Annotated in this window: 17 protein-coding genes and 3 rRNA genes; 11 read left to right on the forward strand and 9 right to left on the reverse strand. The window is 47.9% G+C overall.

The genetic code is table 11. The features are described from left to right. Positions 1-28 precede the first annotated feature (28 nt). From K0H61_RS16365 to argC, 3 genes are read right to left on the reverse strand one after another with little or no spacing between them, the layout of a single operon-like run. Complete coding sequence (locus K0H61_RS16365) at positions 29-934, reverse strand: ornithine carbamoyltransferase (RefSeq protein WP_220050525.1); 906 nt, start codon at positions 932-934, stop codon at positions 29-31. A 12-nt stretch (positions 935-946) separates the two neighbouring features. Next, positions 947-1,729, reverse strand: coding sequence for an acetylglutamate kinase (argB, locus tag K0H61_RS16370; protein ID WP_220050526.1), 783 nt, complete (start codon positions 1,727-1,729; stop codon positions 947-949). A 30-nt stretch (positions 1,730-1,759) separates the two neighbouring features. Further along, positions 1,760-2,740: an N-acetyl-gamma-glutamyl-phosphate reductase gene (gene argC / locus K0H61_RS16375; protein ID WP_220050527.1), complete on the reverse strand. Its 981-nt coding sequence runs from the start codon at positions 2,738-2,740 to the stop codon at positions 1,760-1,762. A gap of 616 nt (positions 2,741-3,356) precedes the next feature. Between argC and ppc the strand changes: the two genes are divergently transcribed. Both ppc and K0H61_RS16385 read left to right on the forward strand, forming a co-directional pair. Next, a complete protein-coding gene (gene ppc, locus K0H61_RS16380; RefSeq protein WP_220050528.1) occupies positions 3,357-6,038 on the forward strand; it encodes a phosphoenolpyruvate carboxylase in 2,682 nt (893 codons plus the stop codon). Next, positions 6,038-6,583: a YceB family lipoprotein gene (locus tag K0H61_RS16385; protein ID WP_220050529.1), complete on the forward strand. Its 546-nt coding sequence runs from the start codon at positions 6,038-6,040 to the stop codon at positions 6,581-6,583. Before ppc ends, K0H61_RS16385 begins: the two co-directional genes overlap by 1 nt. A gap of 57 nt (positions 6,584-6,640) precedes the next feature. Here K0H61_RS16385 and K0H61_RS16390 read toward each other — a convergent pair whose 3' ends face one another. Then, on the reverse strand, positions 6,641-7,915 hold the full coding sequence (locus tag K0H61_RS16390) for a CinA family nicotinamide mononucleotide deamidase-related protein (protein WP_220050530.1): 1,275 nt from the start codon (positions 7,913-7,915) through the stop codon (positions 6,641-6,643). Between the two features lie 153 nt (positions 7,916-8,068). On the opposite strand from K0H61_RS16390, the gene K0H61_RS16395 reads away from it, so the two are divergent. After that, positions 8,069-8,569, forward strand: a complete 501-nt coding sequence (locus K0H61_RS16395; protein WP_258405969.1) for an Hcp family type VI secretion system effector — start codon at positions 8,069-8,071, stop codon at positions 8,567-8,569. 91 nt (positions 8,570-8,660) lie between these two features. Here K0H61_RS16395 and rrf read toward each other — a convergent pair. From rrf to K0H61_RS16420, 5 genes are all read right to left on the reverse strand, one after another. Then, positions 8,661-8,776, reverse strand: a 5S ribosomal RNA gene (gene rrf, locus K0H61_RS16400). 172 nt (positions 8,777-8,948) lie between these two features. Next, positions 8,949-11,841, reverse strand: a 23S ribosomal RNA gene (locus tag K0H61_RS16405). A gap of 308 nt (positions 11,842-12,149) precedes the next feature. After that, positions 12,150-13,692: ribosomal RNA gene (locus K0H61_RS16410) — 16S ribosomal RNA — on the reverse strand. The 16S, 23S and 5S rRNA genes sit together here, the layout of an rRNA operon. A 955-nt stretch (positions 13,693-14,647) precedes the next feature. Then, the gene (locus K0H61_RS16415; protein ID WP_220050531.1) at positions 14,648-15,553 is read right to left on the reverse strand and encodes a substrate-binding domain-containing protein; all 906 of its coding nucleotides are present in this window, start codon (positions 15,551-15,553) and stop codon (positions 14,648-14,650) included. Between the two features lie 45 nt (positions 15,554-15,598). Further along, positions 15,599-16,495, reverse strand: coding sequence for a formate dehydrogenase accessory sulfurtransferase FdhD (locus K0H61_RS16420; protein ID WP_220050532.1), 897 nt, complete (start codon positions 16,493-16,495; stop codon positions 15,599-15,601). A 294-nt stretch (positions 16,496-16,789) separates the two neighbouring features. On the opposite strand from K0H61_RS16420, the gene K0H61_RS16425 reads away from it, so the two are divergent. The 8 genes from K0H61_RS16425 to K0H61_RS16460 all read left to right on the forward strand — a co-directional run bounded on the left by K0H61_RS16425 (position 16,790) and on the right by K0H61_RS16460 (position 25,372). Further along, positions 16,790-17,260, forward strand: coding sequence for a DUF3305 domain-containing protein (locus K0H61_RS16425; protein ID WP_220050533.1), 471 nt, complete (start codon positions 16,790-16,792; stop codon positions 17,258-17,260). Continuing rightward, the gene (locus K0H61_RS16430) at positions 17,253-17,909 is read left to right on the forward strand and encodes a DUF3306 domain-containing protein (protein ID WP_220050534.1); all 657 of its coding nucleotides are present in this window, start codon (positions 17,253-17,255) and stop codon (positions 17,907-17,909) included. Before K0H61_RS16425 ends, K0H61_RS16430 begins: the two co-directional genes overlap by 8 nt. A gap of 187 nt (positions 17,910-18,096) precedes the next feature. Then, positions 18,097-19,758: a 4Fe-4S binding protein gene (locus K0H61_RS16435; protein WP_220052773.1), complete on the forward strand. Its 1,662-nt coding sequence runs from the start codon at positions 18,097-18,099 to the stop codon at positions 19,756-19,758. Positions 19,759-19,768: 10 nt separating this feature from the next. Further along, on the forward strand, positions 19,769-20,446 hold the full coding sequence (locus K0H61_RS16440; protein ID WP_220050535.1) for a TorD/DmsD family molecular chaperone: 678 nt from the start codon (positions 19,769-19,771) through the stop codon (positions 20,444-20,446). A gap of 157 nt (positions 20,447-20,603) precedes the next feature. Continuing rightward, the gene (locus tag K0H61_RS16445) at positions 20,604-20,801 is read left to right on the forward strand and encodes a twin-arginine translocation signal domain-containing protein (protein ID WP_220050536.1); all 198 of its coding nucleotides are present in this window, start codon (positions 20,604-20,606) and stop codon (positions 20,799-20,801) included. Between the two features lie 17 nt (positions 20,802-20,818). Next, a complete protein-coding gene (locus K0H61_RS16450) occupies positions 20,819-23,671 on the forward strand; it encodes a molybdopterin-dependent oxidoreductase (RefSeq protein ID WP_220052774.1) in 2,853 nt (950 codons plus the stop codon). Between the two features lie 26 nt (positions 23,672-23,697). Continuing rightward, the gene (gene fdh3B, locus K0H61_RS16455) at positions 23,698-24,294 is read left to right on the forward strand and encodes a formate dehydrogenase FDH3 subunit beta (protein ID WP_220050537.1); all 597 of its coding nucleotides are present in this window, start codon (positions 23,698-23,700) and stop codon (positions 24,292-24,294) included. Between the two features lie 49 nt (positions 24,295-24,343). Then, positions 24,344-25,372, forward strand: a complete 1,029-nt coding sequence (locus K0H61_RS16460; protein ID WP_220050538.1) for a formate dehydrogenase subunit gamma — start codon at positions 24,344-24,346, stop codon at positions 25,370-25,372. Positions 25,373-25,734 lie beyond the last annotated feature (362 nt).

Genomic DNA, 25,734 nt, shown 5'->3' on the forward strand with positions numbered 1-25,734 from the left:
GAGAAGAGGCTATTAATCAGTTTTACTTTCAACTAAATAGGGTAACTAGTACTGCATTTTGGGCATGCATCCGATTCTCTGCCTGTTGCAGGATCAGTGAGCCCTCACCATCCATCACCTCATCTGTGACTTCAACGCCACGGTGAGCCGGTAAACAGTGCATAAAATAGTTAGCGCCCGCTTTCGTCATCAAGCCTGAATTGACTTGATAAGGTGCAAACAGTTCCTGAATTTCGGCTAGTGGTGTTGAGTCGCCCATCGAAATCCAAGTATCAGTGTAAATTGCATCGTGACCCTCGATGGCATTAATATCCGAGGTCAACACGATGTTTGCGCCAGATCGCTCTGCCAGGGCTTGTACCTCTGCCACGACGTTGCCATCAGGAAAGTGACCCGCTGGGCAGATCACTGTCATGCTGGCACCGAGAATTGCGGCGCAGTACATCAATGAATGGGTAACGTTATTGCCATCTCCAACATAGGCTAACTTTACCTTGCTGACATCCTCAAAATGCTCTGCAAGGGTTAAAAAGTCTGCCAATGCCTGACAAGGATGATATAAATCCGATAACGCATTGATCACTGGCACTGAGCCAAACTCGGCTAATTCTTCGATAGTGGTGTGTGAATAGGTTCTCGCCACAATCGCATCCGCCCAACAAGACAGGTTAGAAGCAAAGTCAGCGACCGATTCACGCTTACCTAGGGCACCATTTTGTTGGTCTAGGTATAAGCAGTGGCCGCCGAGCTTATTAATACCGATATCGAAGCTAACACGGGTACGCAGAGAGGGCTTCTCGAATAACATCACCACACTCTTTCCATCCAACGCGTGGCGATACTCTGCCGGATTGGCTTTGATCGTTTTTGCTAGGGCAATCAGCGCCAGCAACTGCTGTTGGGTTAACTCTTTTATCGATAGTAAATGCTTCATAACCTTCTCCGTTTACGGTTGTATTTGTGTGCCCACGGCCTCACCTTTTGCTAATGCGCTTAATTGGCCTGCATCACGCCACGAGGCAACTTGAACGGCCTGCCCCATCCACTGTGCCACTTCGAGCGCAGCTTCTACTTTTACTTTCATACCCTTCTCAATCACGCCTTGCTGAACCAGCTCGCTGATTTGAGCGCTGTTCAGGCTCGGGATCAGTTGGCCTTTGCCATCTAACACACCCGATACATCAGACAGCAGCACCAACTTACCGCCAACCGATTTGGCTAAAACGGTTGCCGCTTGGTCGGCGTTAACGTTAAGCAATTGACCATCGTCTAACATGGCGATTGAGCTACAGATTGGCATCCAACCTTGGGCAAGAATGAATTTAAGATAGCTTGCATCCTTGGGTGAGACTTCACCAACCATGCCTAAACGTTCATCTTTAATTTTGGCTGAAACGGTGTTGCCATCGGCAAGGCTCATGCCCACGCTTACGATGCCCGCTTTGGTTGCAGCTCCTTGGAGAATCTTGTTTGAAGTTCCCGCTAATGCGCCGGCAATAATGGGCATCTGCTCTGCAGGTGTTACACGTAAACCTTCTAGTTTGACGGTTTCCATGCCATTAGCCGCTAACTGCTCATCGACTAAACAGCCACCGCCGTGCACCATCAACACTTGCTGGCCGCTGGCGATCATAGCCGCTGCGGTATCCATTAACCGCGCCATCCCCATTTCACACTGCAGGAGCGCACCGCCGACTTTAAGCACTAATACTGAGTTGTTTGTAGACATCTTGACGACTCTCTAAATAAGGATGAACAGTTAAAGGTTAAAATGAATCTTTATGCACTGCAGCGCTTGGCTTGCAGCACCTTTCATCAAATTATCGATTGCACTCGCGACAACCAGATAGCCAGTGTTTTCATCAAACTTCCAACCTAGGTGGCAGTTTGGCGTCAGTACCACATCATCAACTTTAGGGAATTGATTTTGTTTTACCGTGACCAGCGGTGCTTGGTCGTAGACACTGTAGGCCTTGGCGACATCTTCAGTCGTCGTGCCTGGTTTTAACTGCACGGTAATGGTCGCCAAAATACCACGCTTAAAGTTGCCTAAGTGCGGCGTAAAGATCACCTCTTGACCTAACTGTGTCGCAATTTCTGGCTGATGTCTGTGACCTAACACACCGTAAGGAGTTAAGCTCACTTCACAAAAGCTAGTATGTAATTGCGCCTTACGACCCGCACCTGTGACCCCGCTAACGGCGTTAATCACTGGGAATGCAGAGGTTAATAAACCTTTTAGTGGTTTTAATGCAGTTAACGATGCCGTTGGATAACAACCTGGTACCGCAATCATCTTGGTTTCAGCGACTTGTTTACCGTTCCACTCGGCAAGACCGTAAACCGCCTTCGCCAGAACCTCTGGGTATTCGTGTTCGAAGCCATACCACTTTGGATACTGGGCAACATCACTGAAACGGTAAGCGCCACTTAAGTCGAATACCGCTAAGCCTTGGTTATAAAACCAAGCCGCTAAGTGCAAACTTACTGAATGCTCAGTGGCTAACACCACTGCATCGGCCTCGGCCACAATCTTGGTCTTAGCTTCGTCAGACAGTGGCGAAAGGGTTAATGCGATATGGCTGTAGACAGGGTACAAATCTGCTAAAGCTTTACCTTTATCTAAACTATTTTCAGACACATACAAGCCTTGAATTGCTAATTCAGGATCTGCATGGATTAACGCAGTTAGCTGCGCACCTGTGTAACCACTGGCACCGATAATGGCGATATTTTTCATATGTTGTCTAAATAAACCGAATCAAAAGGATTTAAAGAATAGATGAATAGCGTATACGCAACAGCGTAAATCTGAGGCAAAACTATCGTCGCTGGAAATGATCTTGGTTCGTTGTTTTATTCACTGACGGTTTAACACTCTGCATCATGATATTTACTCTATAGGTCACATTGAGTGACTCATCTCAACTGGTGGCTAGACTACCACATAGATCTATTTATGCAATATATGTGAATATATATTTTTATTGTATTTTATGTTCAGATCACTCAAAGTGTAATGGAATTACCAGACTTATTCTGAGCTAACTACTTAATATTTAAGTTTTCTAGCACACTTAGATGACAAAAACACGCTTCTATTAACAACAAATTCACATGTTCACAATTTGAAAAATGATGCAGTTCATATTCACTTTCGCTAATTTCAATTAAAAGTTGCGTTAGTTCGCACTTATATTGAATATTCCTCAACAATTAAGGCAAATGATTGAATATAAGATAAGCCAGTCGTATAAGTTATAAGTTCTGCTGTTGACCATTGCCCTCTGTGCTGGGTATTGTGCTAGCGGGTTAAATGCAATGCGGATTTTTATGTTTTTTTATTCGGAGTAACTATGGCTGGTAATGTGGTAGGTAATGTGACAGACAATGTGACCGATATGTATGCGTCATTAAGATCGAACGTAAGTATGCTTGGCCAGATCCTTGGCGATACCATGCGCACCCACCTAGGCGATGCCTTCTTGGAGAAGGTTGAGCAAATCCGTAAACTGGCTAAGGATTCTCGCCGCGGCGACGAAGCGGCAAGGGAGCAAATGTTAGAGCTGCTCACCGCCCTGCCCGATGAAGAATTAGTCCCCTTCGCAAAGGCCTTTAACCAATTCCTTAACTTGGCTAACTTATCCGAGCAATTTCATACTATTAGCCGAAACTGCGATGAGTTGGTCTGCGTACCTGACCCTGTTGAACAACTGCTTGGTAGAATGCTTAACACCAGTATCGACCAAAGCAAAATGCTCGACACCCTAAAGTCATTAGATATCGATCTGGTGTTAACGGCGCATCCAACGGAAATTTCCCGCCGCACACTTATTCAAAAATATGCCGCGATCGTGGATTGCCTCGCCGAGCAAGAAAACAACCAGTTATCGGACAGAGAGCGTCAGCAAATTCATCTGCGCTTGCGCCAATTGATTGCCCAGATTTGGCATACCAATGAAATTCGTCGCGAACGGCCAACGCCAGTCGATGAAGCCCGCTGGGGATTATCGACGATTGAAGAATCCCTCTGGCATGCGGTGCCCGACTTTTTAAGACAACTTAACGATCAAGTGCAGCAACGCACGGGTCAACAATTACCGATCGATATTGCGCCAGTGCGCTTCTCCAGCTGGATGGGCGGCGACCGTGACGGCAATCCCTTTGTGACAGCCAAAGTCACGCAAGAAGTATTAGACCGCAATCGCCATGCCGCGGCGCGTTTGTTCCTAAAAGATATTGTCTTGCTCGTCGGTGAGCTGTCGATGGAAGAAGCCAACAGTGAGTTGATGGCTTACACCAATAATAGCTGTGAGCCCTACCGCCATGTACTACGTTCATTACGCCAAAAGCTGCGCGATACCATAGATTATTTAAATGCCCGTATCGAAGGCCATCATCCTGAGGTCGATAAATCGACTCTGATTTGGCATGAAAGCGACCTTAAAGCGCCGCTTGAGATGCTCTATAAGAGTTTAACCGAATGTGGTATGCGCTTGATTGCTAACGGCTTGCTGCTAGATATTCTGCGCCGTATCGCCTGTTTTGGCATTCACATGTTAAGACTCGATATTCGCCAAGATGCAGGTCGCCACAGTGACGTGTTAGCAGAGCTGACTCGCTACCTCGGCATGGGTGATTTTAGCCACTGGGATGAGACCGAAAAACAAGCTTTCCTATTGCGTGAATTGACTAATCGTCGACCATTGATCCCTAGCAATTGGAATCCGTCTGCCGATGTCGCCGAAGTGCTCAACACTTGCCGTTTAATCGCTAAACACCCCGCAAAAGCACTGGGATCCTACGTGATTTCCATGGCAAGCAAGCCATCGGATGTGCTGACCGTATTATTGTTACTAAAAGAAACAGGCTGCTCACACCCAATGCGGGTAGTACCGCTGTTCGAAACCTTGAGCGATCTGAATAACGCAGCCGACTGCATCACAGCGCTTCTCGATATCGACTGGTACCGTGGTTACACCAAGGGCATGCAGGAAGTCATGATTGGTTACTCCGACTCAGCGAAAGATGCAGGGGTGATGGCCGCTGCTTGGGCACAGTATCGCGCCCAAGAGCAGCTAGTTTCCGTGTGTAAGCAAGCGGGCGTCAAACTGACACTATTCCATGGCCGTGGCGGCAGTATCGGCCGTGGCGGTGGTCCAGCTCACAAGGCGATTCTATCGCAACCACCAGGTTCAGTTGATGGCCGCATCCGTGTCACAGAACAGGGTGAGATGATCCGCTTTAAATTTGGTTTGCCCAAACTAGCGGTGCAAAGCTTAGCGCTATACACCTCAGCAGTCCTGGAAGCTACACTGTTACCCCCGCCGGAACCTAAGCAAGAATGGCGCAACTGCATGGAACGGATTGCCGAAGAGTCAGTAAGTGCTTACCGCGGTATCGTGCGCGAGGAGCCTGACTTTGTGGCCTACTTCCGCGCTGCAACACCAGAGGTTGAGCTAGGTAAACTGCCTTTAGGCAGTCGCCCCGCTAAACGCCGCGTCGATGGCGGTATCGAAAGTCTGCGTGCTATTCCGTGGATTTTCGCTTGGTCACAAAACCGTTTAATGCTGCCAGCATGGCTCGGTGCGGGTGAAGCACTGCAAGCGGCGTGTCAACGTGGTGAGACTGGCTTATTGCAGGATATGGAACGTGAATGGCCCTTCTTCAGCACCCGTATCTCGATGCTAGAAATGGTATACGCAAAAGCCGAACCTAACCTTGCTCGTTACTACGAGACTTGCTTAGTACCATCGAATCTGCACCACCTCGGCGAAACTTTGCGCCAACGGTTAGACCTTGGCATTAAAGTGGTGCTCGAATTAACTAAATCGGATACGTTAATGGCGCATACACCGTGGAATCGCGAATCTGTTAAGCTTCGCAATCCCTATATCGATCCATTAAACTTCCTGCAGACCGAGCTTTTGGCTCGGACACGTAAGGAATCAACCGAAACACCTGCGTCCGAACACGTGCAATTGGCATTAATGCTAACCATCGCCGGCGTCGCTGCGGGTATGAGAAACACTGGTTAATGAAAAAATTCACTCGTAGTGTTTGCTTAGGTTTAACTGTACTGCTGAGTGGTTGCGTCACGCAGTACAGCATTACCGAGCAAGAAATGGAACAGTACCTCAATAAAGAGATCCATTTTGAAGTTAAGCAAGGTAATCAACTCGTTGGTGCCGAAGTGCGGATTAATGATATCAGCGTGAAACTGGGTGAAAAACCCGACACTATGAGTGTCAGCGCTGCGACTCAGGTGTCGATTAAGAATCCTATATTTCCGCTCAACGCCAAACTAGCAACCACCTTTGAAGCTCAGCCTTGGTACGACAGCACAACCCACAGCGTGTACCTGCGCAAACTGGAACTAGTGAAAGTCGAATCCACACCTAAGGATATTGAGAAAGCCATCAATATGGTAACGCCGCAGGTGATGGGCTATTTAACAAACTTCTTAGAAAGCCAGCCTGTTTACGTGCTGAATACTAAGGATAGTAACCAAGCGCTGATGGCCAAAATGACCGAAAGCATTCAAGTGGCTCCTGGCAAACTGATATTGAAATTTACCAAGTAAGCTAAAGATTTTATCTATAAAAAATGCTCCCATTGGGAGCATTTTTATTTTCATACTTTACTTACTAAAACGGCCAATCGATGGATAATCGACAATCACCGCTTCTGTCAGTAACTCTCTTCGGAGCATATCGTAGGCGACCGCAGCGCTCATACTGCGTACTAAATCCCGTGATCTCCTTGGCAGTTTAATCATCTGGCTGTATACCCCGCCGCGAGTCGCCAGTGCAATGGCCACTGTACCAACTGGCTTATCATCAGTGCCACCATCGGGGCCAGCAATGCCACTGGTTGCTAAAGCAAAATCGCTATCGAGTATAGCTCTTGCGCCTTTTGCCATTTCTTCTACCGTTGGAATCGACACTGCGCCATGGTCATCCAGAGTCGCAGGATTTACACCTAATACCCGCACCTTAGATTCATTGCTGTAGGTCACAAGACCATGTTGCAAATAAGAAGAACTGCCCGGGAAATCAACCAACTGACTGGTAATCATCCCACCGGTACAGGATTCAGCCACACTCAAAGTAAACCCTGAATTTAAGAGTTTACTGTGGATCTCCGCTGCAAGTGTTGCCTTATCTTCTGCAACAACTGAAGTGCCAAGCACCATTTTGATATGGCTGGTGACGCGAGGGAGCATGGCTATCGCCTTTTCTCCACGGGCAAAAATCTTAATTTCGATATGCGGCATAGACGAGCGATAACCGATAGTAATCCCATCAGGCAGCTCTAAGGGCTCAATCTTATCTGCAAGGGCGGACTCCCCCTGTCCAATTGTGAGCAGTTTCTTTACGGCAACCTTAGCATCCAGATTAAACTCTTCACGAATAAAGGGAATAAACTGCTCGGTAACCATATGTTTGAGTTCATGGGGTACACCAGGGGTAAAGAATAACCAAGCACGATTCAGCTTTACCCTAAAACCACAGGCGGTGCCGACTGGGTTATCCACCATAATGGCTGACTCGGGTAGCATTGCCTGTTTTAAGTTACTCGCCGGCATGACACGATTATTGCGGGTGAACCATTCTTCAATGTGCTGACGCCAATAGGTATTTTCGACTAATGATTCCCCCTTCGCCTTAGCCATCGCCTCGGCGGACATATCATCACTGGTTGGCCCTAGACCACCGTTAACGAGGATCACATCGGCATGAAGACTTCGCTCCTGAAACACGGTAATCAAGTCTTCGAGTCTGTCACCCACGGTCACGCGACGTTGAATTTCAACCCCATGATCCATCATAGTGCTGGCAAACCAAGCGGCATTAGTATCGACTATCTGTCCTGAAAGCACCTCTTCGCCGGTGCAAATCATCTCAATCTTCATATTTACCCTTTAAACAAAGCCTTAGCTGCCAGGATTTACGAGACTTCAAATAATTGCGGTCCTCAATCGTAAATTGGCAATTCGCCACCTGAGCAGCAGACTAAACTAAATATACCTGTTAAGTAAGTAGTACCACATCAAGAGGTGATTAAAATGATCAGGAGATTAATCTTAATCTTGCTTCTCAGTCTAAGTACTGTAACAGCACAGGCAGCAGTTAATATGTTTTTAGAAATTGAAGGTGTAAAAGGTGAGAGTCAGGATACTGAACACTCGGAAAAGATCGATATTCTCGCGTGGTCTTGGGGAACGAGTACAGACGGGCGAAGAGTCTGTATCCAAGATCTATCACTCACTAAGTACACAGATGTTGCTTCTCCCCCATTACTGATGAGTCAGGTTTCCAACACCCATTTTCCAACTGCCGTATTAACAGTAAGTGCTGTGGGCGCACGTGGCGAACTCATAAATACTGTTGTTTTAGAGCTGACTGACGTTTATGTGTCTTCTATTTCAACAGGTGGTTCATGGGGAGAAGATAGACTGACTGAGAATGTCACTTTAAATTTTGACCAATTGAAATACAGCTACACCCCTAGCGACAATCCTAAGCAAAAGGTCAGTGCAACAATTAGCAGTGAGAAATGTAAATAAAGAACTTTGATAAAGAGATTTATTAAAACGCAAATGCAAAAAAGCCAGCTTATTCAGCTGGCTTTTCGCTCTCTTTACGAGAAAATGAGGCGCTTGGCGATGACCTACTCTCACATGGGGAGACCCCACACTACCATCGGCGCGATTGCGTTTCACTTCTGAGTTCGGGATGGGATCAGGTGGGACCACAATGCTATTGTCACCAAGCAAAAAATTGTCTGGAACAATTTTTAACGCGCTTTAGCGCGGCCCGTTAGGGTCAACTACATGGATGTAGTTGATAAATTTTTATTCCAGTTAATTCGGAAAGCTGTTTTGAGTCACTTCTTAAGTGTTTGTATTCTATCTAAGCACGCTTAGTAAAACCCATCTGGGTTGTATGGTTAAGCCTCTCGAGTCATTAGTATCAGTTAGCTCAACGCCTCACAACGCTTACACACCTGACCTATCAACGTCCTAGTCTCGAACGGCTCTTTAGTGGACTTAAAGTCCAAGGGATGACTCATCTTGGGGCTCGCTTCCCGCTTAGATGCTTTCAGCGGTTATCGATTCCGAACATAGCTACCGGGCAATGCCATTGGCATGACAACCCGAACACCAGCGGTTCGTTCACTCCGGTCCTCTCGTACTAGGAGCAACTCCCCTCAATCATCCAACGCCCACGGCAGATAGGGACCGAACTGTCTCACGACGTTCTGAACCCAGCTCGCGTACCACTTTAAATGGCGAACAGCCATACCCTTGGGACCGACTTCAGCCCCAGGATGTGATGAGCCGACATCGAGGTGCCAAACACCGCCGTCGATATGAACTCTTGGGCGGTATCAGCCTGTTATCCCCGGAGTACCTTTTATCCGTTGAGCGATGGCCCTTCCATTCAGAACCACCGGATCACTATGACCTACTTTCGTACCTGCTCGACGTGTCTGTCTCGCAGTTAAGCTGGCTTATGCCATTGCACTAACCGTACGATGTCCGACCGTACTTAGCCAACCTTCGTGCTCCTCCGTTACTCTTTGGGAGGAGACCGCCCCAGTCAAACTACCCACCAGGCACTGTCCTCAACCCCGATAAGGGGCCAGAGTTAGAACATCAACACTACAAGGGTGGTATTTCAAGGACGACTCCACGAGAACTAGCGTTCCCGCTTCAAAGTCTCCCACCTATCCTACACATGTAGGGTCAATGTTCAGTGCCAAGCTATAGTAAAGGTTCACGGGGTCTTTCCGTCTAGCCGCGGGTATACGGCATCTTCACCGCAATTTCAACTTCACTGAGTCTCGGCTGGAGACAGCGTGGCCATCATTACGCCATTCGTGCAGGTCGGAACTTACCCGACAAGGAATTTCGCTACCTTAGGACCGTTATAGTTACGGCCGCCGTTTACCGGGGCTTCGATCATGAGCTTCTCTTGCGATAACCCAATCAATTAACCTTCCGGCACCGGGCAGGCGTCACACCGTATACGTCATCTTGCGATTTTGCACAGTGCTGTGTTTTTGATAAACAGTTGCAGCCACCTGGTATCTGCGACTGCCGTCAGCTTAGGGAGCAAGTCCCATCACCAACAGCAGCGTACCTTCTCCCGAAGTTACGGTACCATTTTGCCTAGTTCCTTCAGCCGAGTTCTCTCAAGCGCCTTGGTATTCTCTACCCGACCACCTGTGTCGGTTTGGGGTACGATTCCCGCTAACCTGAAGCTTAGAAGATTTTCCTGGAAGCATGGCATCAACTACTTCAGTCCCGTAGGACCTCGTCATCAGCTCTCAGTGTATAGTGACCCGGATTTGCCTAAGTCACCCACCTACCACCTTAAACGCGGACTACCAACGCCGCGCTAGCCTAGCCTTCTCCGTCTCTCCATCGCAGTTAGCGGAAGTACAGAAATATTAATCTGTTTCCCATCGACTACGCCTTTCGGCCTCGCCTTAGGGGTCGACTCACCCTGCCCCGATTAACGTTGGACAGGAACCCTTGGTCTTTCGGCGAGGGGGTTTTTCACCCCCTTTATCGTTACTCATGTCAGCATTCGCACTTCTGATACCTCCAGCGTGGGTTACCCCTTCACCTTCAACGGCTTACAGAACGCTCCTCTACCGCGCAACCCTAATGGATTGCACCCGTAGCTTCGGTGGTATGTTTAGCCCCGTTACATCTTCCGCGCAGGCCGACTCGACTAGTGAGCTATTACGCTTTCTTTAAATGATGGCTGCTTCTAAGCCAACATCCTAGCTGTCTAAGCCTTCCCACATCGTTTCCCACTTAACATACACTTTGGGACCTTAGCTGACGGTCTGGGTTGTTTCCCTTTTGACGACGGACGTTAGCACCCGCCGTCTGTCTCCCGGATAGCACTCTTTGGTATTCGGAGTTTGCAAAGGGTTGGTAAGTCGGGATGACCCCCTAGCCTTAACAGTGCTCTACCCCCAAAGGTGTTCGTCCGAGGCGCTACCTAAATAGCTTTCGAGGAGAACCAGATATCTCCCGGTTTGATTGGCCTTTCACCCCCAGCCACAAGTCATCCGCTAATTTTTCAACATTAGTCGGTTCGGTCCTCCAGTTGATGTTACTCAACCTTCAACCTGCCCATGGCTAGATCACCGGGTTTCGGGTCTACGCCTTGCAACTAAACGCGCAGTTAACACTCGGTTTCCCTACGGCTCCGCTATTCGCTTAACCTCGCTACAAAACGTAAGTCGCTGACCCATTATACAAAAGGTACGCAGTCACGGTCTCAAGAACCGCTCCCACTGCTTGTACGTATACGGTTTCAGGTTCTATTTCACTCCCCTCACAGGGGTTCTTTTCGCCTTTCCCTCACGGTACTGGTTCACTATCGGTCAGTCAGGAGTATTTAGCCTTGGAGGATGGTCCCCCCATATTCAAACAGGATATCACGTGTCCCGCCTTACTCGATTTCATCAAAGGTTAGTTTTCGTGTACGGGGCTATCACCCTGTGCCGCTGGACTTTCCAGACCATTCCACTAACACCCCTCTGACTTAAGGGCTAATCCCCGTTCGCTCGCCGCTACTAGGGGAATCTCGGTTGATTTCTTTTCCTAAGGGTACTTAGATGTTTCAGTTCCCCTCGTTCGCCTCACTACACTATGTATTCATGTAGTGATAACAGCTTATGCTGCTGGGTTCCCCCATTCGGACATCGTTAGCTCAAATGCTTGTTACTAGCTCGCCAACGCTTTTCGCAAGTTACTACGTCCTTCATCGCCTCTGACTGCCAAGGCATCCACCGTATACGCTTAGTCGCTTAACCATACAACCCAAATGAGTTTCACTCACCTAGGTCGTTGCGACCAGCTGGTTTTACTTGTCTCATCTTCGACCAAGAAGATGGACTCGCCTTAGACTTGAATATTCAAGACACTTAAAAAGTGTTTTAAGAACTCAATTTTTTGTATTAACACAGCAACAGACTTTGCTGCATTAATTACTATCAGCTTTCCAAATTGTTAAAGAACAATGCTTACCGGCTCGCGGTGCATTTCGCTCTCCCTTCTCTTTCGAGAAGTTCAACAAGCCATCTGTGTGAACACTCAACAAACATCGAGTTAGTCGTATAGGTAAGGAGGTGATCCAGCCCCAGGTTCCCCTAGGGCTACCTTGTTACGACTTCACCCCAGTCATGAACCACAAAGTGGTGAGCGCCCTCCCGAAGGTTAAGCTACCCACTTCTTTTGCAGCCCACTCCCATGGTGTGACGGGCGGTGTGTACAAGGCCCGGGAACGTATTCACCGTGACATTCTGATTCACGATTACTAGCGATTCCGACTTCATGGAGTCGAGTTGCAGACTCCAATCCGGACTACGACGAGCTTTGTGAGATTAGCTCCACCTCGCGGCTTTGCAACCCTCTGTACTCGCCATTGTAGCACGTGTGTAGCCCTACTCGTAAGGGCCATGATGACTTGACGTCGTCCCCACCTTCCTCCGGTTTATCACCGGCAGTCTCCCTAGAGTTCCCGCCATTACGCGCTGGCAAATAAGGATAGGGGTTGCGCTCGTTGCGGGACTTAACCCAACATTTCACAACACGAGCTGACGACAGCCATGCAGCACCTGTCTCAGAGTTCCCGAAGGCACTAAGCTATCTCTAGCGAATTCTCTGGATGTCAAGAGTAGGTAAGGTTCTTCGCGTTGCATCGAATTAAACCACATGCTCCACCGCTTGTGCGGGCCCCCGTCAATTCATTTGAGTTTTAACCTTGCGGCCGTACTCCCCAGGCGGTCTACTTAATGCGTTAGCTTGAGAGCCCAGTGTTCAAGACACCAAACTCCGAGTAGACATCGTTTACGGCGTGGACTACCAGGGTATCTAATCCTGTTTGCTCCCCACGCTTTCGTGCCTGAGCGTCAGTCTTTGTCCAGGGGGCCGCCTTCGCCACCGGTATTCCTCCAGATCTCTACGCATTTCACCGCTACACCTGGAATTCTACCCCCCTCTACAAGACTCTAGTCGACCAGTTCGAAATGCAATTCCCAGGTTGAGCCCGGGGCTTTCACATCTCGCTTAATCAACCGCCTGCGCACGCTTTACGCCCAGTAATTCCGATTAACGCTTGGACCCTCCGTATTACCGCGGCTGCTGGCACGGAGTTAGCCGGTCCTTCTTCTGTAGGTAACGTCACAGCTGCAAGGTATTAACTTACAACCTTTCCTCCCTACTGAAAGTGCTTTACAACCCGAAGGCCTTCTTCACACACGCGGCATGGCTGCATCAGGGTTTCCCCCATTGTGCAATATTCCCCACTGCTGCCTCCCGTAGGAGTCTGGGCCGTGTCTCAGTCCCAGTGTGGCTGATCATCCTCTCAGAACAGCTAGGGATCGTCGCCTTGGTGAGCCATTACCTCACCAACTAGCTAATCCCACCTAGGTTCATCCAATCGCGGAAGGCCCGAAGGTCCCCTCCTTTCCCCCATAGGGCGTATGCGGTATTAGCAGTCGTTTCCAACTGTTATCCCCCACGACTGGGCAGATCCCTAGGCATTACTCACCCGTCCGCCGCTCGCCACCTCAGGAACAAGTTCCCTTGTGCTGCCGCTCGACTTGCATGTGTTAGGCCTGCCGCCAGCGTTCAATCTGAGCCATGATCAAACTCTTCAATTAAAAGTTTTTTGAACCCGAAGGTTCGACTCAATGAATTCTGATTTGCTGCTTTGACTCGAAAGTCAAAACAAACTGTACATATTGCTATGAACACTCATTCATTGATTTAATTCTTTGATTACTCGCCAAACGGCAGAGTAATTTCGATTAACTCAACACCTGTGAGTGCCCACACAGATTTCTTGTTTAGATTGTTAAAGAGCATTTAACCTCAAGCTTTCGCGTTACCGCTCAGCGGGTCAGGGCTGCGTATTCTACGCATTTCCCATTTCGCGTCAAGGAGTTTTTTCAACTTCTTTTCGCACTTGAATCGTTTGATTAATAATTAAACAACTCAAACTGACTGAGTGAATTTTATTACCTAAGTTAACCTCAGGATTTATTCACTATCAGCATCTGCTTTCGCGCTCTGCCGTGTCAGTGGATGCGCATTATAGGCAGCGAAAACTTTTGTGCAAGCGCTTTTTTGACGTTTTTTGGATTATTTTTCAATTGCCTTTTTACACCCATTCTAGACACACGCTACCCACGAGTTACCCCCAAAGTTATCCACAATCGTTATTTTTTGAGCACTAAAGTTTACTTTTTTATGCCCTTTAGCATCTTCCTAATATAGAGAAACCTATCCTTAAGTAACTTCGAATAACTGAAATAGAGCCCATGACATGGCTGCCTGATATAAAAAGAGGTAAGAAATGTATAGCAAGACGAATAAATAAACTGAAAATGGGTTTTGCTGGCAGCATATAAAGAAGGCCTATCGGAATGCAGGCCCAATTTATTAATAACAGATTCTGTGTTGGGGCATCTATTGAAACGCCACTTATTTACTAATCAAATAGGAATGGGAATTAACTAGGTACTTATACTTAATATAACGACTTCTATTATTGCTTCTATATGCACCTATATATAAACCCCTATATAAGGAAGAACTCCACTTATAGAATTAATCTTAACTTGCGCTCCAGAGTAACTTGCCACAATCACTCAGATCGTATCCACCAAGCATCACTGCCATCTGTCTCGCCTGCCCACCACTTAACATACTGAATAGTTGCTGCAGCTGACGACGAAAGTAAATGCTCTGGGGCATAACAAAATCGAATGACTCTTTTATTAATGGCACGAAGCTAAGGCCACTTTCTAGAGCGACCGACTGGCAACCAAAGCCGATATCGGCATCACCCCGTGCAATATAACCTGCAAGTTCGCGTTCACTGTATGCGGTCAAAACTGAATTCAACTGATCGACACGCGCACCTTGCTTTAATAGCCAATGCTCTAAATGTTGCTGACTGCCTGCCCCACCCTGTCGACTCACCCAGCGCCATGGCATAGTCAGGACTTTATCCTCTTCCTGACATCTATGGTGCATATCGCTACGCATGATAAGACCCTGTTGCCGTGAATATCCGTGCACCATAATCCATTGTTGATGGTTGTTGTAACCCTTTAGCAAAGCAGGATGGCGGATATTACTGTCCTCCATGCTCCCCCAATGCAGGGTACAGACATCGGCATAACCCTTCGCCAAAAGTTCGAGCCCAAGACGTGAGCCCGTTGCACTGTAGCTAATCAACTCACGACTGCCGACTTGAGCCATCAGACGTGCCACTAGCATAGAAAGCAAAGGATCATCACTGCCAGTGATAAGCAATCTATCGGTTAACATGCCGCTGTGGCAGGAATCCATCACCCAGCGGTCAATCAGTACTTTGGGGAATAACCACTTGCCAGTGATCTTAGTGGCGGGAAGGATGCGGTCATTCGCCATGGCGTAGACCTTTTTCTCATTTAGATCTAAATATTCAGCAACTTGCTTAGCGCTCATGTAAACCAATTCACTGGCAGATGTCATCTTGTATCCTTTTTCGTCCTTTTCGAATGCTATAACGAAAGCTAATTACTTGCTTGTTGCTGTATTCACATCAAATTGCAGATTCTCATTGCCATGGTAAATCAAGAAGTGCCGCCCTTTAGCGCGGGCAATCATGGTAATCCCGAGTTTTTGAGCAAGCTCTAAACCCATTTGAGTCACACCGCTACGGGATAAAAGCACTGGTATCCCCATTTTCGCAACTTTAATCACCATCTCTGAGGTTAAGCGCCCAGTGGTGTAGAAAATCTTGTTATCGCCCCTATCTTGGGATAACCACATATCCCCAGCTAAGGTATCCACCGCATTGTGGCGGCCAACATCTTCAACAAAGGCGAGAATCTGGTCTTCCTCGCAGAGACCACAGCCATGCACAGCTCCGGCGTTTTTATAAGTCTCGTTATAGTCGTTGATGTTTTTCAGCAAGCTATAGAGAGTGCTTTGCTTAAGGCTTGGCGTGGGCAGCCTAATATCATCTAAGTCCTGCATAAAACTGCCGTAAACTGTACCTTGACCACAACCAGAGGTGACGGTTTTCTCAGACAACTTCTCATCAAGATCTTCAATCTGCTCGCGGGTTAACACCGCCGCCGAATTCACCTCCCAATCCACAATCACTGAGTCGAGTTGTGACACGTCAGAGATAAAGCCCTGATTCTTCAAGTAACCAAGCGCAAGAGATTCAGGTTTTGCACCAAGAGTCATCAGGGTCACAATTGGACGCCAATTCAAATACACTGTAAGAGGTCGCTCGCAGGCAACAAATTTATCCAATACTTCGCCGGACTCATCCACCGCTTTAACTGGGATAGTGAGCGGCACTTCGGCTTGGGTTTTAACAAAGGTAAATGAGCGTTTAGCCGTTGAGTCGCCTTCTGTCGATAGTGACTGGGAGGTAAAGGTTGAACTGTTATCAGAAATCATAATGTTACCGCTTAACGAGTGATGCTCTGAGCTTAGCAATATTTATACCTAGGTATGAAACCCATACAGAAATGTGTGAGATGTCGCAATACGAGGCTGACGATTGGACGTAAATGTCCCATACAAAATGACTTGATGGACAAAATGTCCCACTGAGACAACCATTTTAATGATCCACCTCAAACTTATCCCCCTTGTTTACTGGCATCAATATTGCAAAGAGCATTATACCTAAAGGTTGAGGTGTACAGGCGGTATCAAGCTTGGCCTCATCACGGTTGACATGGAGAGATAATGCAACATTCAAAAAGTGTTTGGCCTATGTACGTCTCACTCAAAAAAGTGGAGAAAATGGTAGGTCGTTGGAGCACAGTTCAATGGGAAATCGACCATATTCTACCTGCCACCCATGAAGCCCCTGAGGGTGCGACCCTAGTGCTGCTCGAACTACATAAAGATGAGCGCGCGAGCTATCGCATCAACCTCGATATGGACAATGCCATGCTATATCTGGTGTGCGATGAAATGGCCGACGGCACATGGGTGCCAGCCATGCTGTCAGCGGATCAAAACGTCGCAGCGGGTTGCCTTGAAGGAAACACACCTGTAATCAATATGTTAATGCCAGAGGCTATCGCCTGTTGGATCGAAGCCTTTATCACTCAATACGGCGAAGTGGAAATTGCGGCTTACCGTCGTAAGCACGTCGACCGCCGTAAAAATCAAGGCCCAAGCCACGACCCGCTACGGGGGAGAAATGACTGATACCACGACTAAATCTGGCGGTTTTTTTAGTCGCTGGACTCAGCGCCGTGAGAGCGTTGCTGCCGAAGAAGCCGCGCTCAAAGCAAAAGAAAATGCAGAGCAGGCACAAGCTGAATCAGTCACTGATTTAGCTGACGAGTCGATTGAGGCAACAGCTGCAGACAACGGCATCGCGCCAGCAACCGATGAAGAGGCGAATCGCATCTTAACGGCCGAGGACCTCCCTAATCCGGAAGAGATTGAAATTGGTGGCAGTTTTGCCCAATTCATGGCAACGAATGTCGACCCAGCAGCTAAAACCGCAGCTCTTCGAGCACTATGGAAACAGCCTCATTTCAATGAGATAGATGGTTTACTCGAATATGCACTCGACTATAGCAACCAGCCTAAACTCAGCCCCGAGGTGTCAGCCGAATTAGCGCAAAAAGTATTCCGTTTTGTCACCAAGGAGAGCGAGGAAGAAGAGCAAACTGAACTCGCAACCGCAGAGTCTGTGATAAACACCGAAAATTCAATGGAATTAGAAAAAAGTGATGTCGAAACCGAATTAGCTACCTCTGATGTTACGGACAATTTGGATGGGGAGTCTGAAGAGCTACCCCAAAATGAACCAGAACTTACCACTCAGGTTAATAACCAAGTCGTTTAACGTTAGTTTAGCTAATTTTATTGTCCATAACTTTGGTATGTGAATTGCTGTTATTAGGCATAAAAATTAGATAAAAGCAGAAGTGGCAATCACTTAAGTTATTTTCAGCCCCATTCTGCAGTGCTACAGCAATAAAGAAAAGAACAGCCAAAGTACTGTTCAGGAACGCAATGTGAGCAATCATTTGATGACCAATCAAACCCAGTACGCGCTCAAACAAGCGCGGCATAATGTGTTAGCCCAAACAACGATTTTACAGAATCTCATCCCTCCAACGGTGAGCTACACCACTGAGGGCACGGTACTGATTATCGGACCAGAGGATCTGGCGCGCCTCGCAGCGGACAAATTGTCCACTATGGCAAATCGAGTGATCTTGGCTAACGAAGCCATTACCAGCCAAGATGAAGCTCACCTCGAGCGTGTGATGGCGGCAGCTACCGATGTCGAAAGCTACTACAACAAATTAATTGGTATTAAAGGCTTTTTAGGCCAATTTCAAGTCAGTGTTGAACATCAAGATGGCGCAGCCGAACTAAGCATTGTTGCTATTCGCAAACCTCATTTCGACCTCGTTCTCGATTTAAGCAGCACGCCTTGCCTGAATCTTGAAATGCTACCACCAGGGTATTTTTATGTTGGCCAAGATGAAGCCAAACTTGCCGATGCGTTAGAACAACTGCCTGACTTAGTCGGTCAGTTCGAGAAGCCTCGCTACGTAAAAATCAATGCGGATCTTTGCGCCCACGATCGCAATGGTATCAACGGTTGTAACCGTTGTTTGAATTTCTGTCCTGCCGACGCCATCAGCAGCGTAGCCAAAAAGATTGAAGTCGACCCGTATCTCTGCCACGGTGCTGGCAGCTGTACCAGCGCCTGTCCAACGGGTGCCATTGGCTACGACCTGCCAACTCCTCAGGCATTACATTCTTATCTGAACAAAATCATCAGTCGTTTCCGAGAGCAAGCTCAAACGGCCCCCGTGATTCTGTTCCATGACAATGCCGTTGGCGCAAGCTTAATCAACGACGAATTGGCGGGCGATGTTCTGCCAGTCGCGTTAGAAGAAATCACAGTGGCTAGCATCGACCATTGGTTGTCATCGCTAGCTTGGGGCGCTCGCCAAATTTTGATCCTCAACACTGATGCTACAGCCCCAACGCTCACTCAGATGCTTAAAGGTGAATTAGCACTAGCAAATAGCATTCTGGATGAAATGGGTCAGCCGCAGCGTATCAGCCTGATTGACCCAAGCACACTTGCAGAGCTGGATCCAATACTGGACATCAGCCTTGATTGGCCAGTGATTGTGCCAGGCGCTTTTGCCTCGACCACAAAGCGTAATACCTTGTATGAAGCAATTGACCATTTAAACAGCCAAGCGGGTGAAATTGATACTTGCTTAAGTATCAATAACATTCCCTATGGCAAAGTCAGTGTAAACGTTGATAAATGTACTCTGTGTATGTCATGCGTAGCGATTTGCCCCACTATGGCACTGCAGGATGGTGGTGATAAACCTGCGCTACACTTCGTTGAGCAAAACTGTGTGCAATGCGGTTTATGTGAGTCAGCCTGCCCAGAGAAGGTCATCAGCCTGACCCCACAAATCAATTTCGATAAAGCTGCCCGTCAGCAGCAACACACCCTGAAAGAAGAAGCCCCATTTGAATGTATTCGTTGTGGCTCTCCTTTTGCGACCCAATCTATGGTGCATCGGATGCTGGATATGGTCGGCGCGCACAGTGCATTTTCAGCCAACATTGAACGCCTGAAAATGTGCGGCGATTGCCGGGTAAAAGACATGTTTGAAGACATTCTTCAAGATCCTGAAAAGCAACTGCGATAAGAGATCCGCTATGACCGAATCAGTAAGACAAGTATCAGAAAACGATCAGTTGAGAGCCGATATCTATCAACTGTTGGCAGCGCTATTACGCCGTCACCCAAGCCCAGAGTTACTGCAATTCTTGGCAAGCCTTGAGATTGAAGCCAACGAAGATAACGAAATGACCAAGGCTTGGTTGGCTCTGCAACTGGCGGCGCAGCAATTTAGTAGTGAGCAATTAGAAGACGAGTATTTTGCCCTATTCCTCGGCGTAGGCTGCGGTGAAATCCTCCCTTACGGTAGCTGGTTTATGACAGGCTCCCTAATGGATAAACCGCTGGCATTACTGCGTAACGACTTAATGCAATTAGGTTTTGAGCGCGAAGAAAACGTCAAGGAGCCAGAGGATCACGTAGCCGCACTGTGCGAAGTGATGAGCACCCTGATTCTTGAAGCCCCCAGCTATCGCCAATTGGCCTTCTACCAACGTCATATCGGCAGTTGGATTATCCGTTTCTGCGAAGCGGTCAGCAAAGCACCGAGCGCAGCGTTTTATGCCACGGTTGCCCAGCTTGCCAAAGCCTTCTTTGAAATGGAGGCCAACGAGTTTGAACAGTTGAGCTTAGGTATTCCGGTAAATTGCCCCGGCAGCGCCGAACTACAACCTGCCACCAGCGATGTAGAAACCCAAGCAGAATTGCTCAATTAATGCATTTACGTGCTAGGCACTTAAATCACAGAGTAGTACGGCAAGGGCTTAAGTCTTAACACTTAGGCCTTTGCCACAAGATTGGAAGCATTGAGCTTCCACAATAACCGAGGTGGCAGCACAAGCTTCACCTCATCCCGTAACACAAGGAGACACTATGAAGAAGCAAGCTTCCGACATGGGCCGTCGTCAATTGCTTAAAGCATTGGCAATAGGCAGTGCGGCTGGCGCGGTAGCGACTGTTAGTAGTCAGGCATTAGCCGCGACACCTAGCGTTGCCCCTGTCACCCCAAAAAGTGACAACTACCGCGAAACCGACCATATCCGCAACTACTATGCGTCGTTGAACAACTAACCAGAGGAGAGTGTGTGATGCGATTAACCCGCAAAACAGACCAAGTTGTTGAGTCCAAAGTGGCCGCACTAGGTCTTAATCGTCGCCAATTCTTAAAATCGGCAGGTCTTGCCACTGGTGGAATTGCAGCAGCTTCAATGCTGGGTACAGGCATGATGCGTAAAGCACAGGCCAATGAGCATATTCCCCATAACGCCCCCACTGAAATCAAACGTACCGTATGTTCTCACTGCGCAGTAGGCTGCGGTATCTATGCTGAAGTACAAAACGGGGTGTGGACTGGTCAAGAACCTGCTTTCGACCATCCATTCAACCAAGGCGGTCATTGTGCAAAAGGTGCCGCACTGCGTGAACACGGCCACGGTGAAAAACGCCTGAAATACCCAATGAAGTTAGAAGGCGGTAAGTGGAAAAAGCTCTCTTGGGAACAAGCGATCAACGAAGTGGGCGATAAGATGACTGCGATTCGTCAAGAATCAGGTCCTGACTCTGTCTACTTTATGGGTAGTGCTAAGTTCTCTAACGAACAAGCGTATTTATACCGTAAATTCGCGGCAATGTGGGGTACGAACAACGTCGACCACTCTGCCCGTATTTGTCACTCTACCACTGTAGCTGGTGTTGCTAACACTTGGGGCTACGGTGCGCAAACCAACTCCCTTAACGATATCCGCAACACTAAGTGCATCATGTTCGTGGGTTCAAACCCAAGTGAAGCCCACCCTGTTGCCATGCAGCACATTCTGGTAGCTAAAGAACGTGGCGCGAAAGTTATCGTAGTTGACCCTCGTTTCACCCGTACTGCAGCTAAGTCTGACGAGTACGTGCATATCCGCCCAGGCACCGACATTCCATTCATCTATGGTCTGCTATGGCACATCTTCGAAAACGGCTGGGAAGATAAACAATTCATCAATCAACGTGTATACGGCATGGAACGTATCCGTGAGGAAGTGAAAAAGTACACCCCAGAGGAAGTAGAGAACGTTGCTGGCGTGCCTAAGGAACAAATGTTCCGCATCGCCAAAATGTTAGCTGAGACAAAACCAGGCACCATCGTTTGGTGTATGGGTGGTACTCAGCACCACGTGGGTAACGCTAACACCCGTTCTTACTGTATTTTACAGTTAGCACTGGGCAACATGGGCGTTTCAGGCGGCGGGACTAACATTTTCCGTGGTCACGATAACGTGCAAGGTGCAACCGACTTCGGTTTGTTATTCGATAACTTACCTGGTTACTACGGCTTAACCTCTGGTGCTTGGGCTCACTGGTCTAGCGTATGGGACTTAGATCCAAAATGGGTTGCATCTCGTTTCGACCAAGGCGAATACCTCGGCCAAAACCCACAAACCTCAACGGGTATTCCTTGTTCTCGCTGGCACGACGGTGTACTCGAAGATAAAACCAAGATTGCACAAAAGGATAACATCCGTCTGGCGTTCTTCTGGGGTCAGTCAGTTAACACCGAAACCCGTGGTCGCGAAGTACGTGAAGCCCTGAACAAGTTAGACACTGTGGTGGTGGTAGATCCATTCCCAACTATGGCTGGTGTAATGCATACTCGTACCGATGGTGTTTACTTACTGCCTGCGGCAACTCAGTTCGAAACCTACGGTTCGTTATCCGCAACCAACCGCTCTGTGCAATGGCGTTCGAAAGTGATCGAGCCACTGTTCGAATCACTACCAGACCACGTCATTATGTACAAGCTGGCGAAAAAACTGGGTATCGACAAGGAGTTCTGCAAGCACATTCAAGTGAATGGCGAAGAGCCATTAATTGAAGATGTGACACGCGAATTTAACCGTGGTATGTGGACCGTCGGTTACACAGGTCAAAGCCCTGAGCGTCTGAAAATGCACCAAGAAAACTGGGGTACTTTCGATGTGAACACGCTGACCGCACCCGGTGGCCCAGCGAAAGGTGAAGTTTACGGCTTACCTTGGCCATGTTGGGGCACGCCAGAAATGAAACACCCTGGCACTCAGATCCTTTACGACCAATCCAAAGAAGTAAAAGACGGTGGTGGCACCTTCCGTGCCCGTTATGGGGTAGAACACAACGGCGTGAACATCCTTGCCGAAGGTTCTTACTCAAAAGGCAGCGAAATCCAAGACGGTTATCCTGAATTTACCGCCGACATGCTTAAGCAGCTCGGTTGGTGGGATGATTTAACCGAAGAAGAGAAAAAACTGGCCGATGGCAAAAACTGGAAGACTGACCTGTCTGGCGGTATTCAACGTGTCGCCATTAAACACGGTTGTATTCCATTTGGTAACGCGAAAGCACGTTGTATCGTATGGACTTTCCCAGATGATATCCCGCTGCACCGCGAGCCACTCTACACTCCTCGTCGTGACTTAGTCGCTAAGTACCCAACCTACGAAGACCGTATGGTTGCCCGTCTACCGACGCTGTATAAGTCAATTCAGGACAAGGACTTTACCCAAAGCTTCCCAATGACACTGACCTCTGGTCGTTTAGTGGAATACGAAGGTGGTGGTGAAGAATCCCGTTCTAACCCTTGGTTAGCCGAGCTACAACAGGAAATGTTTATCGAAATGAACCCTGCAGATGCTGCAGATCGCGGTATTCGTGACGGTGACAATGTCTTTGTACACAGCCCAGAAGGCGCCAAGATCACGGTTAAGGCAATGGTAACCCCACGGGTTATCGCTGGTGAGTGTTTTATGCCATACCACTTCGCAGGGATGTTCGAAGGTGAAAACCTTTCGAGCAAATACCCAGAAGGCACAGTACCTTATGTACTGGGTGAGTCGGCAAACACGATTCTAACCTACGGCTATGACGTTGTGACTCAGATGCAAGAAACTAAGTCCAGCCTTTGCCAAATTAGCAAAGCCTAACCTACTTGATGAGGAGATAAGCCATTATGGCAGTCATGAAATTTCTATGTGACACCAAGCGCTGCATCGAGTGTAACGGTTGCGTCACTGCATGTAAAAACGAGAACGACTCCGCGCTTGAGTGGGGTATCCAGCGTCGCCGCGTGGTGACGATTAACGATGGTCAACCAGGCGAAGCATCTATTTCAGTGGCTTGTATGCACTGTACCGATGCGCCTTGCATGGCCGTATGTCCGGCAGATTGTTTCTACCGTACCGACGATGGCATTGTGCTGCACAACAAAGATACCTGTATCGGTTGTGGCTACTGCTTCTATGCGTGTCCGTTCGGTGCACCACAATTTCCGAAGAAAACCGCCTTTGGTAGCCGCGGAAAAATGGATAAGTGTACATTCTGTGCCGGTGGCCCAGAAGAAACCTTCTCTGAAGCCGAGCACAAAAAATACGGCGCAAACCGTATTGCTGAAGGCAAGTTACCAATGTGTGCAGAGCTTTGTTCGACTAAAGCACTGCTGGCGGGTGACGCGGAAGTGGTATCAAACATTTACCGTCAACGTATGGCAACACGAGGCAATCCTAACGTGATTTGGGGTTACAACCCAAAGACCGGTGAGATTAACTAAGCAGAGCGAGGGTTAGGGAGCAATCCCTAACCTCCAGCAAGGAGTGACAATGTTAAACAAACAGTTAAACAAATCACTGCGCAGTCTGTTTGCTCTGATGGTACTCGTGATGGGATTGGGTCTGGGTTCAGTAATGAGCGCAAGCCCGGTACAAGCTAGTGATCAGCAATCGAGTCAACAGCAGGCACAAGCGCAAACCAGTGAGGCCGATTTATGGCGCGCGGTTAAGTCAGGTGAGACTGGCTCTACTACGGCTACAGGCGTCGAAACTGGAGTGTTGATTAACGTTGCCGGTAACCAAGGTAAAGAACTGAGAAACGAATACATCACCCCGATTATGGCCCTTGCTGTAACAGGTGTATTTGGTGTTTTCCTGTTGTTTTATTTGGTGAATGGTCCTTCAAAACTTAGCCATGGCTTCTCCGGCAAAATGGTTGCACGTTGGACTAAAGCGGATATTTGGATCCACTGGATAATGGCAATCAGCTGTCTCGCACTCATGTTTACTGGGTTAACCATTATACTCGGTAAGCATGTATTGCAGGATCTGCTCGGCCCTAGTCTTTGGGCTCCGCTAATCTATGGCAGTAAAACCGTGCACGATTGGGCCGGCCCCCTTTTCATCATGGCGTGGATTGTCTGTGTGGTGAAATGGATGCCACTACAAACCTTTAAGATGTACGATCTTAAATGGTTCTTAGTAGTGGGTGGCTATATCAACTTTGGCCCATTCAAAGGCAAACACCCTGACAGCGGTTTTGCTAACGCCGGTGAAAAAATGTGGTTCTGGACACTGACCCTATTCGGGTTGTTTATCAGTGTGTCTGGCATCATGTTGGTGTTACCAGGACTAGATCTGCCGCGTGAAGCCTCTATGGGCGCCCTGCTGATCCACTCGGTTAGTGCCGTTATTCTGATTGCATTTACTATCGTGCATATCTGGATGGCGACCGTACTCAGTGAAGGCGGTATGGAATGTATGAAGTCTGGCTACTGTGATGAAAACTGGGCAATCCAGCATCACAACCTATGGTACGATGAAATCAAAGCCAACGGCAGCCTACGTTATAAAGACTAACCCCTGGTTTTTATGCTTAAAAACACCCCCTTTGTGGGGTGTTTTTTTATTTGCCCAAAATCAACAAAAACAATTAATTAACATCTATCATCTGAGGAATTACGCCCGTCTCTTGTCCAATGTATAAAACATTTCGCTAAAGCATGACCCAGTTAACGCTTTTGTAATTCAGCCTAACATTGCCTTGTCACAAACTGTTCTAGATCAATTCTGGTGCAGCTTTTTCCCTCTATATTGCCCTCACGCGCGAAGGCCCATGTAAATCCAAATGATTTTATTGGCTTTTTATATACAGCCTTCACTTTTTGATAACAAGTACAACCATCTAAAAGTTGCGAAAAAATCAAACCTAAATCCTTATT

The sequence above is a fragment of the Shewanella acanthi genome (assembly GCF_019457475.1).
Taxonomy (GTDB): Bacteria; Pseudomonadota; Gammaproteobacteria; order Enterobacterales; family Shewanellaceae; genus Shewanella; species Shewanella acanthi.

Excerpts from the sequence above, each read along its gene's own strand:
- K0H61_RS16365 (WP_220050525.1), bottom strand. The coding sequence starts at position 934 with ATGAAGCATTTACTATCGATAAAAGAGTTAACCCAACAGCAGTTGCTG.
- argB (WP_220050526.1), bottom strand. The coding sequence starts at position 1,729 with ATGTCTACAAACAACTCAGTATTAGTGCTTAAAGTCGGCGGTGCGCTC.
- argC (WP_220050527.1), bottom strand. The coding sequence starts at position 2,740 with ATGAAAAATATCGCCATTATCGGTGCCAGTGGTTACACAGGTGCGCAG.
- ppc (WP_220050528.1), top strand. The coding sequence starts at position 3,357 with ATGGCTGGTAATGTGGTAGGTAATGTGACAGACAATGTGACCGATATG.
- K0H61_RS16385 (WP_220050529.1), top strand. The coding sequence starts at position 6,038 with ATGAAAAAATTCACTCGTAGTGTTTGCTTAGGTTTAACTGTACTGCTG.
- K0H61_RS16390 (WP_220050530.1), bottom strand. The coding sequence starts at position 7,915 with ATGAAGATTGAGATGATTTGCACCGGCGAAGAGGTGCTTTCAGGACAG.
- K0H61_RS16395 (WP_258405969.1), top strand. The coding sequence starts at position 8,069 with ATGATCAGGAGATTAATCTTAATCTTGCTTCTCAGTCTAAGTACTGTA.
- K0H61_RS16415 (WP_220050531.1), bottom strand. The coding sequence starts at position 15,553 with ATGACATCTGCCAGTGAATTGGTTTACATGAGCGCTAAGCAAGTTGCT.
- K0H61_RS16420 (WP_220050532.1), bottom strand. The coding sequence starts at position 16,495 with ATGATTTCTGATAACAGTTCAACCTTTACCTCCCAGTCACTATCGACA.
- K0H61_RS16425 (WP_220050533.1), top strand. The coding sequence starts at position 16,790 with ATGCAACATTCAAAAAGTGTTTGGCCTATGTACGTCTCACTCAAAAAA.
- K0H61_RS16430 (WP_220050534.1), top strand. The coding sequence starts at position 17,253 with ATGACTGATACCACGACTAAATCTGGCGGTTTTTTTAGTCGCTGGACT.
- K0H61_RS16435 (WP_220052773.1), top strand. The coding sequence starts at position 18,097 with ATGACCAATCAAACCCAGTACGCGCTCAAACAAGCGCGGCATAATGTG.
- K0H61_RS16440 (WP_220050535.1), top strand. The coding sequence starts at position 19,769 with ATGACCGAATCAGTAAGACAAGTATCAGAAAACGATCAGTTGAGAGCC.
- K0H61_RS16445 (WP_220050536.1), top strand. The coding sequence starts at position 20,604 with ATGAAGAAGCAAGCTTCCGACATGGGCCGTCGTCAATTGCTTAAAGCA.
- K0H61_RS16450 (WP_220052774.1), top strand. The coding sequence starts at position 20,819 with ATGCGATTAACCCGCAAAACAGACCAAGTTGTTGAGTCCAAAGTGGCC.
- fdh3B (WP_220050537.1), top strand. The coding sequence starts at position 23,698 with ATGGCAGTCATGAAATTTCTATGTGACACCAAGCGCTGCATCGAGTGT.
- K0H61_RS16460 (WP_220050538.1), top strand. The coding sequence starts at position 24,344 with ATGTTAAACAAACAGTTAAACAAATCACTGCGCAGTCTGTTTGCTCTG.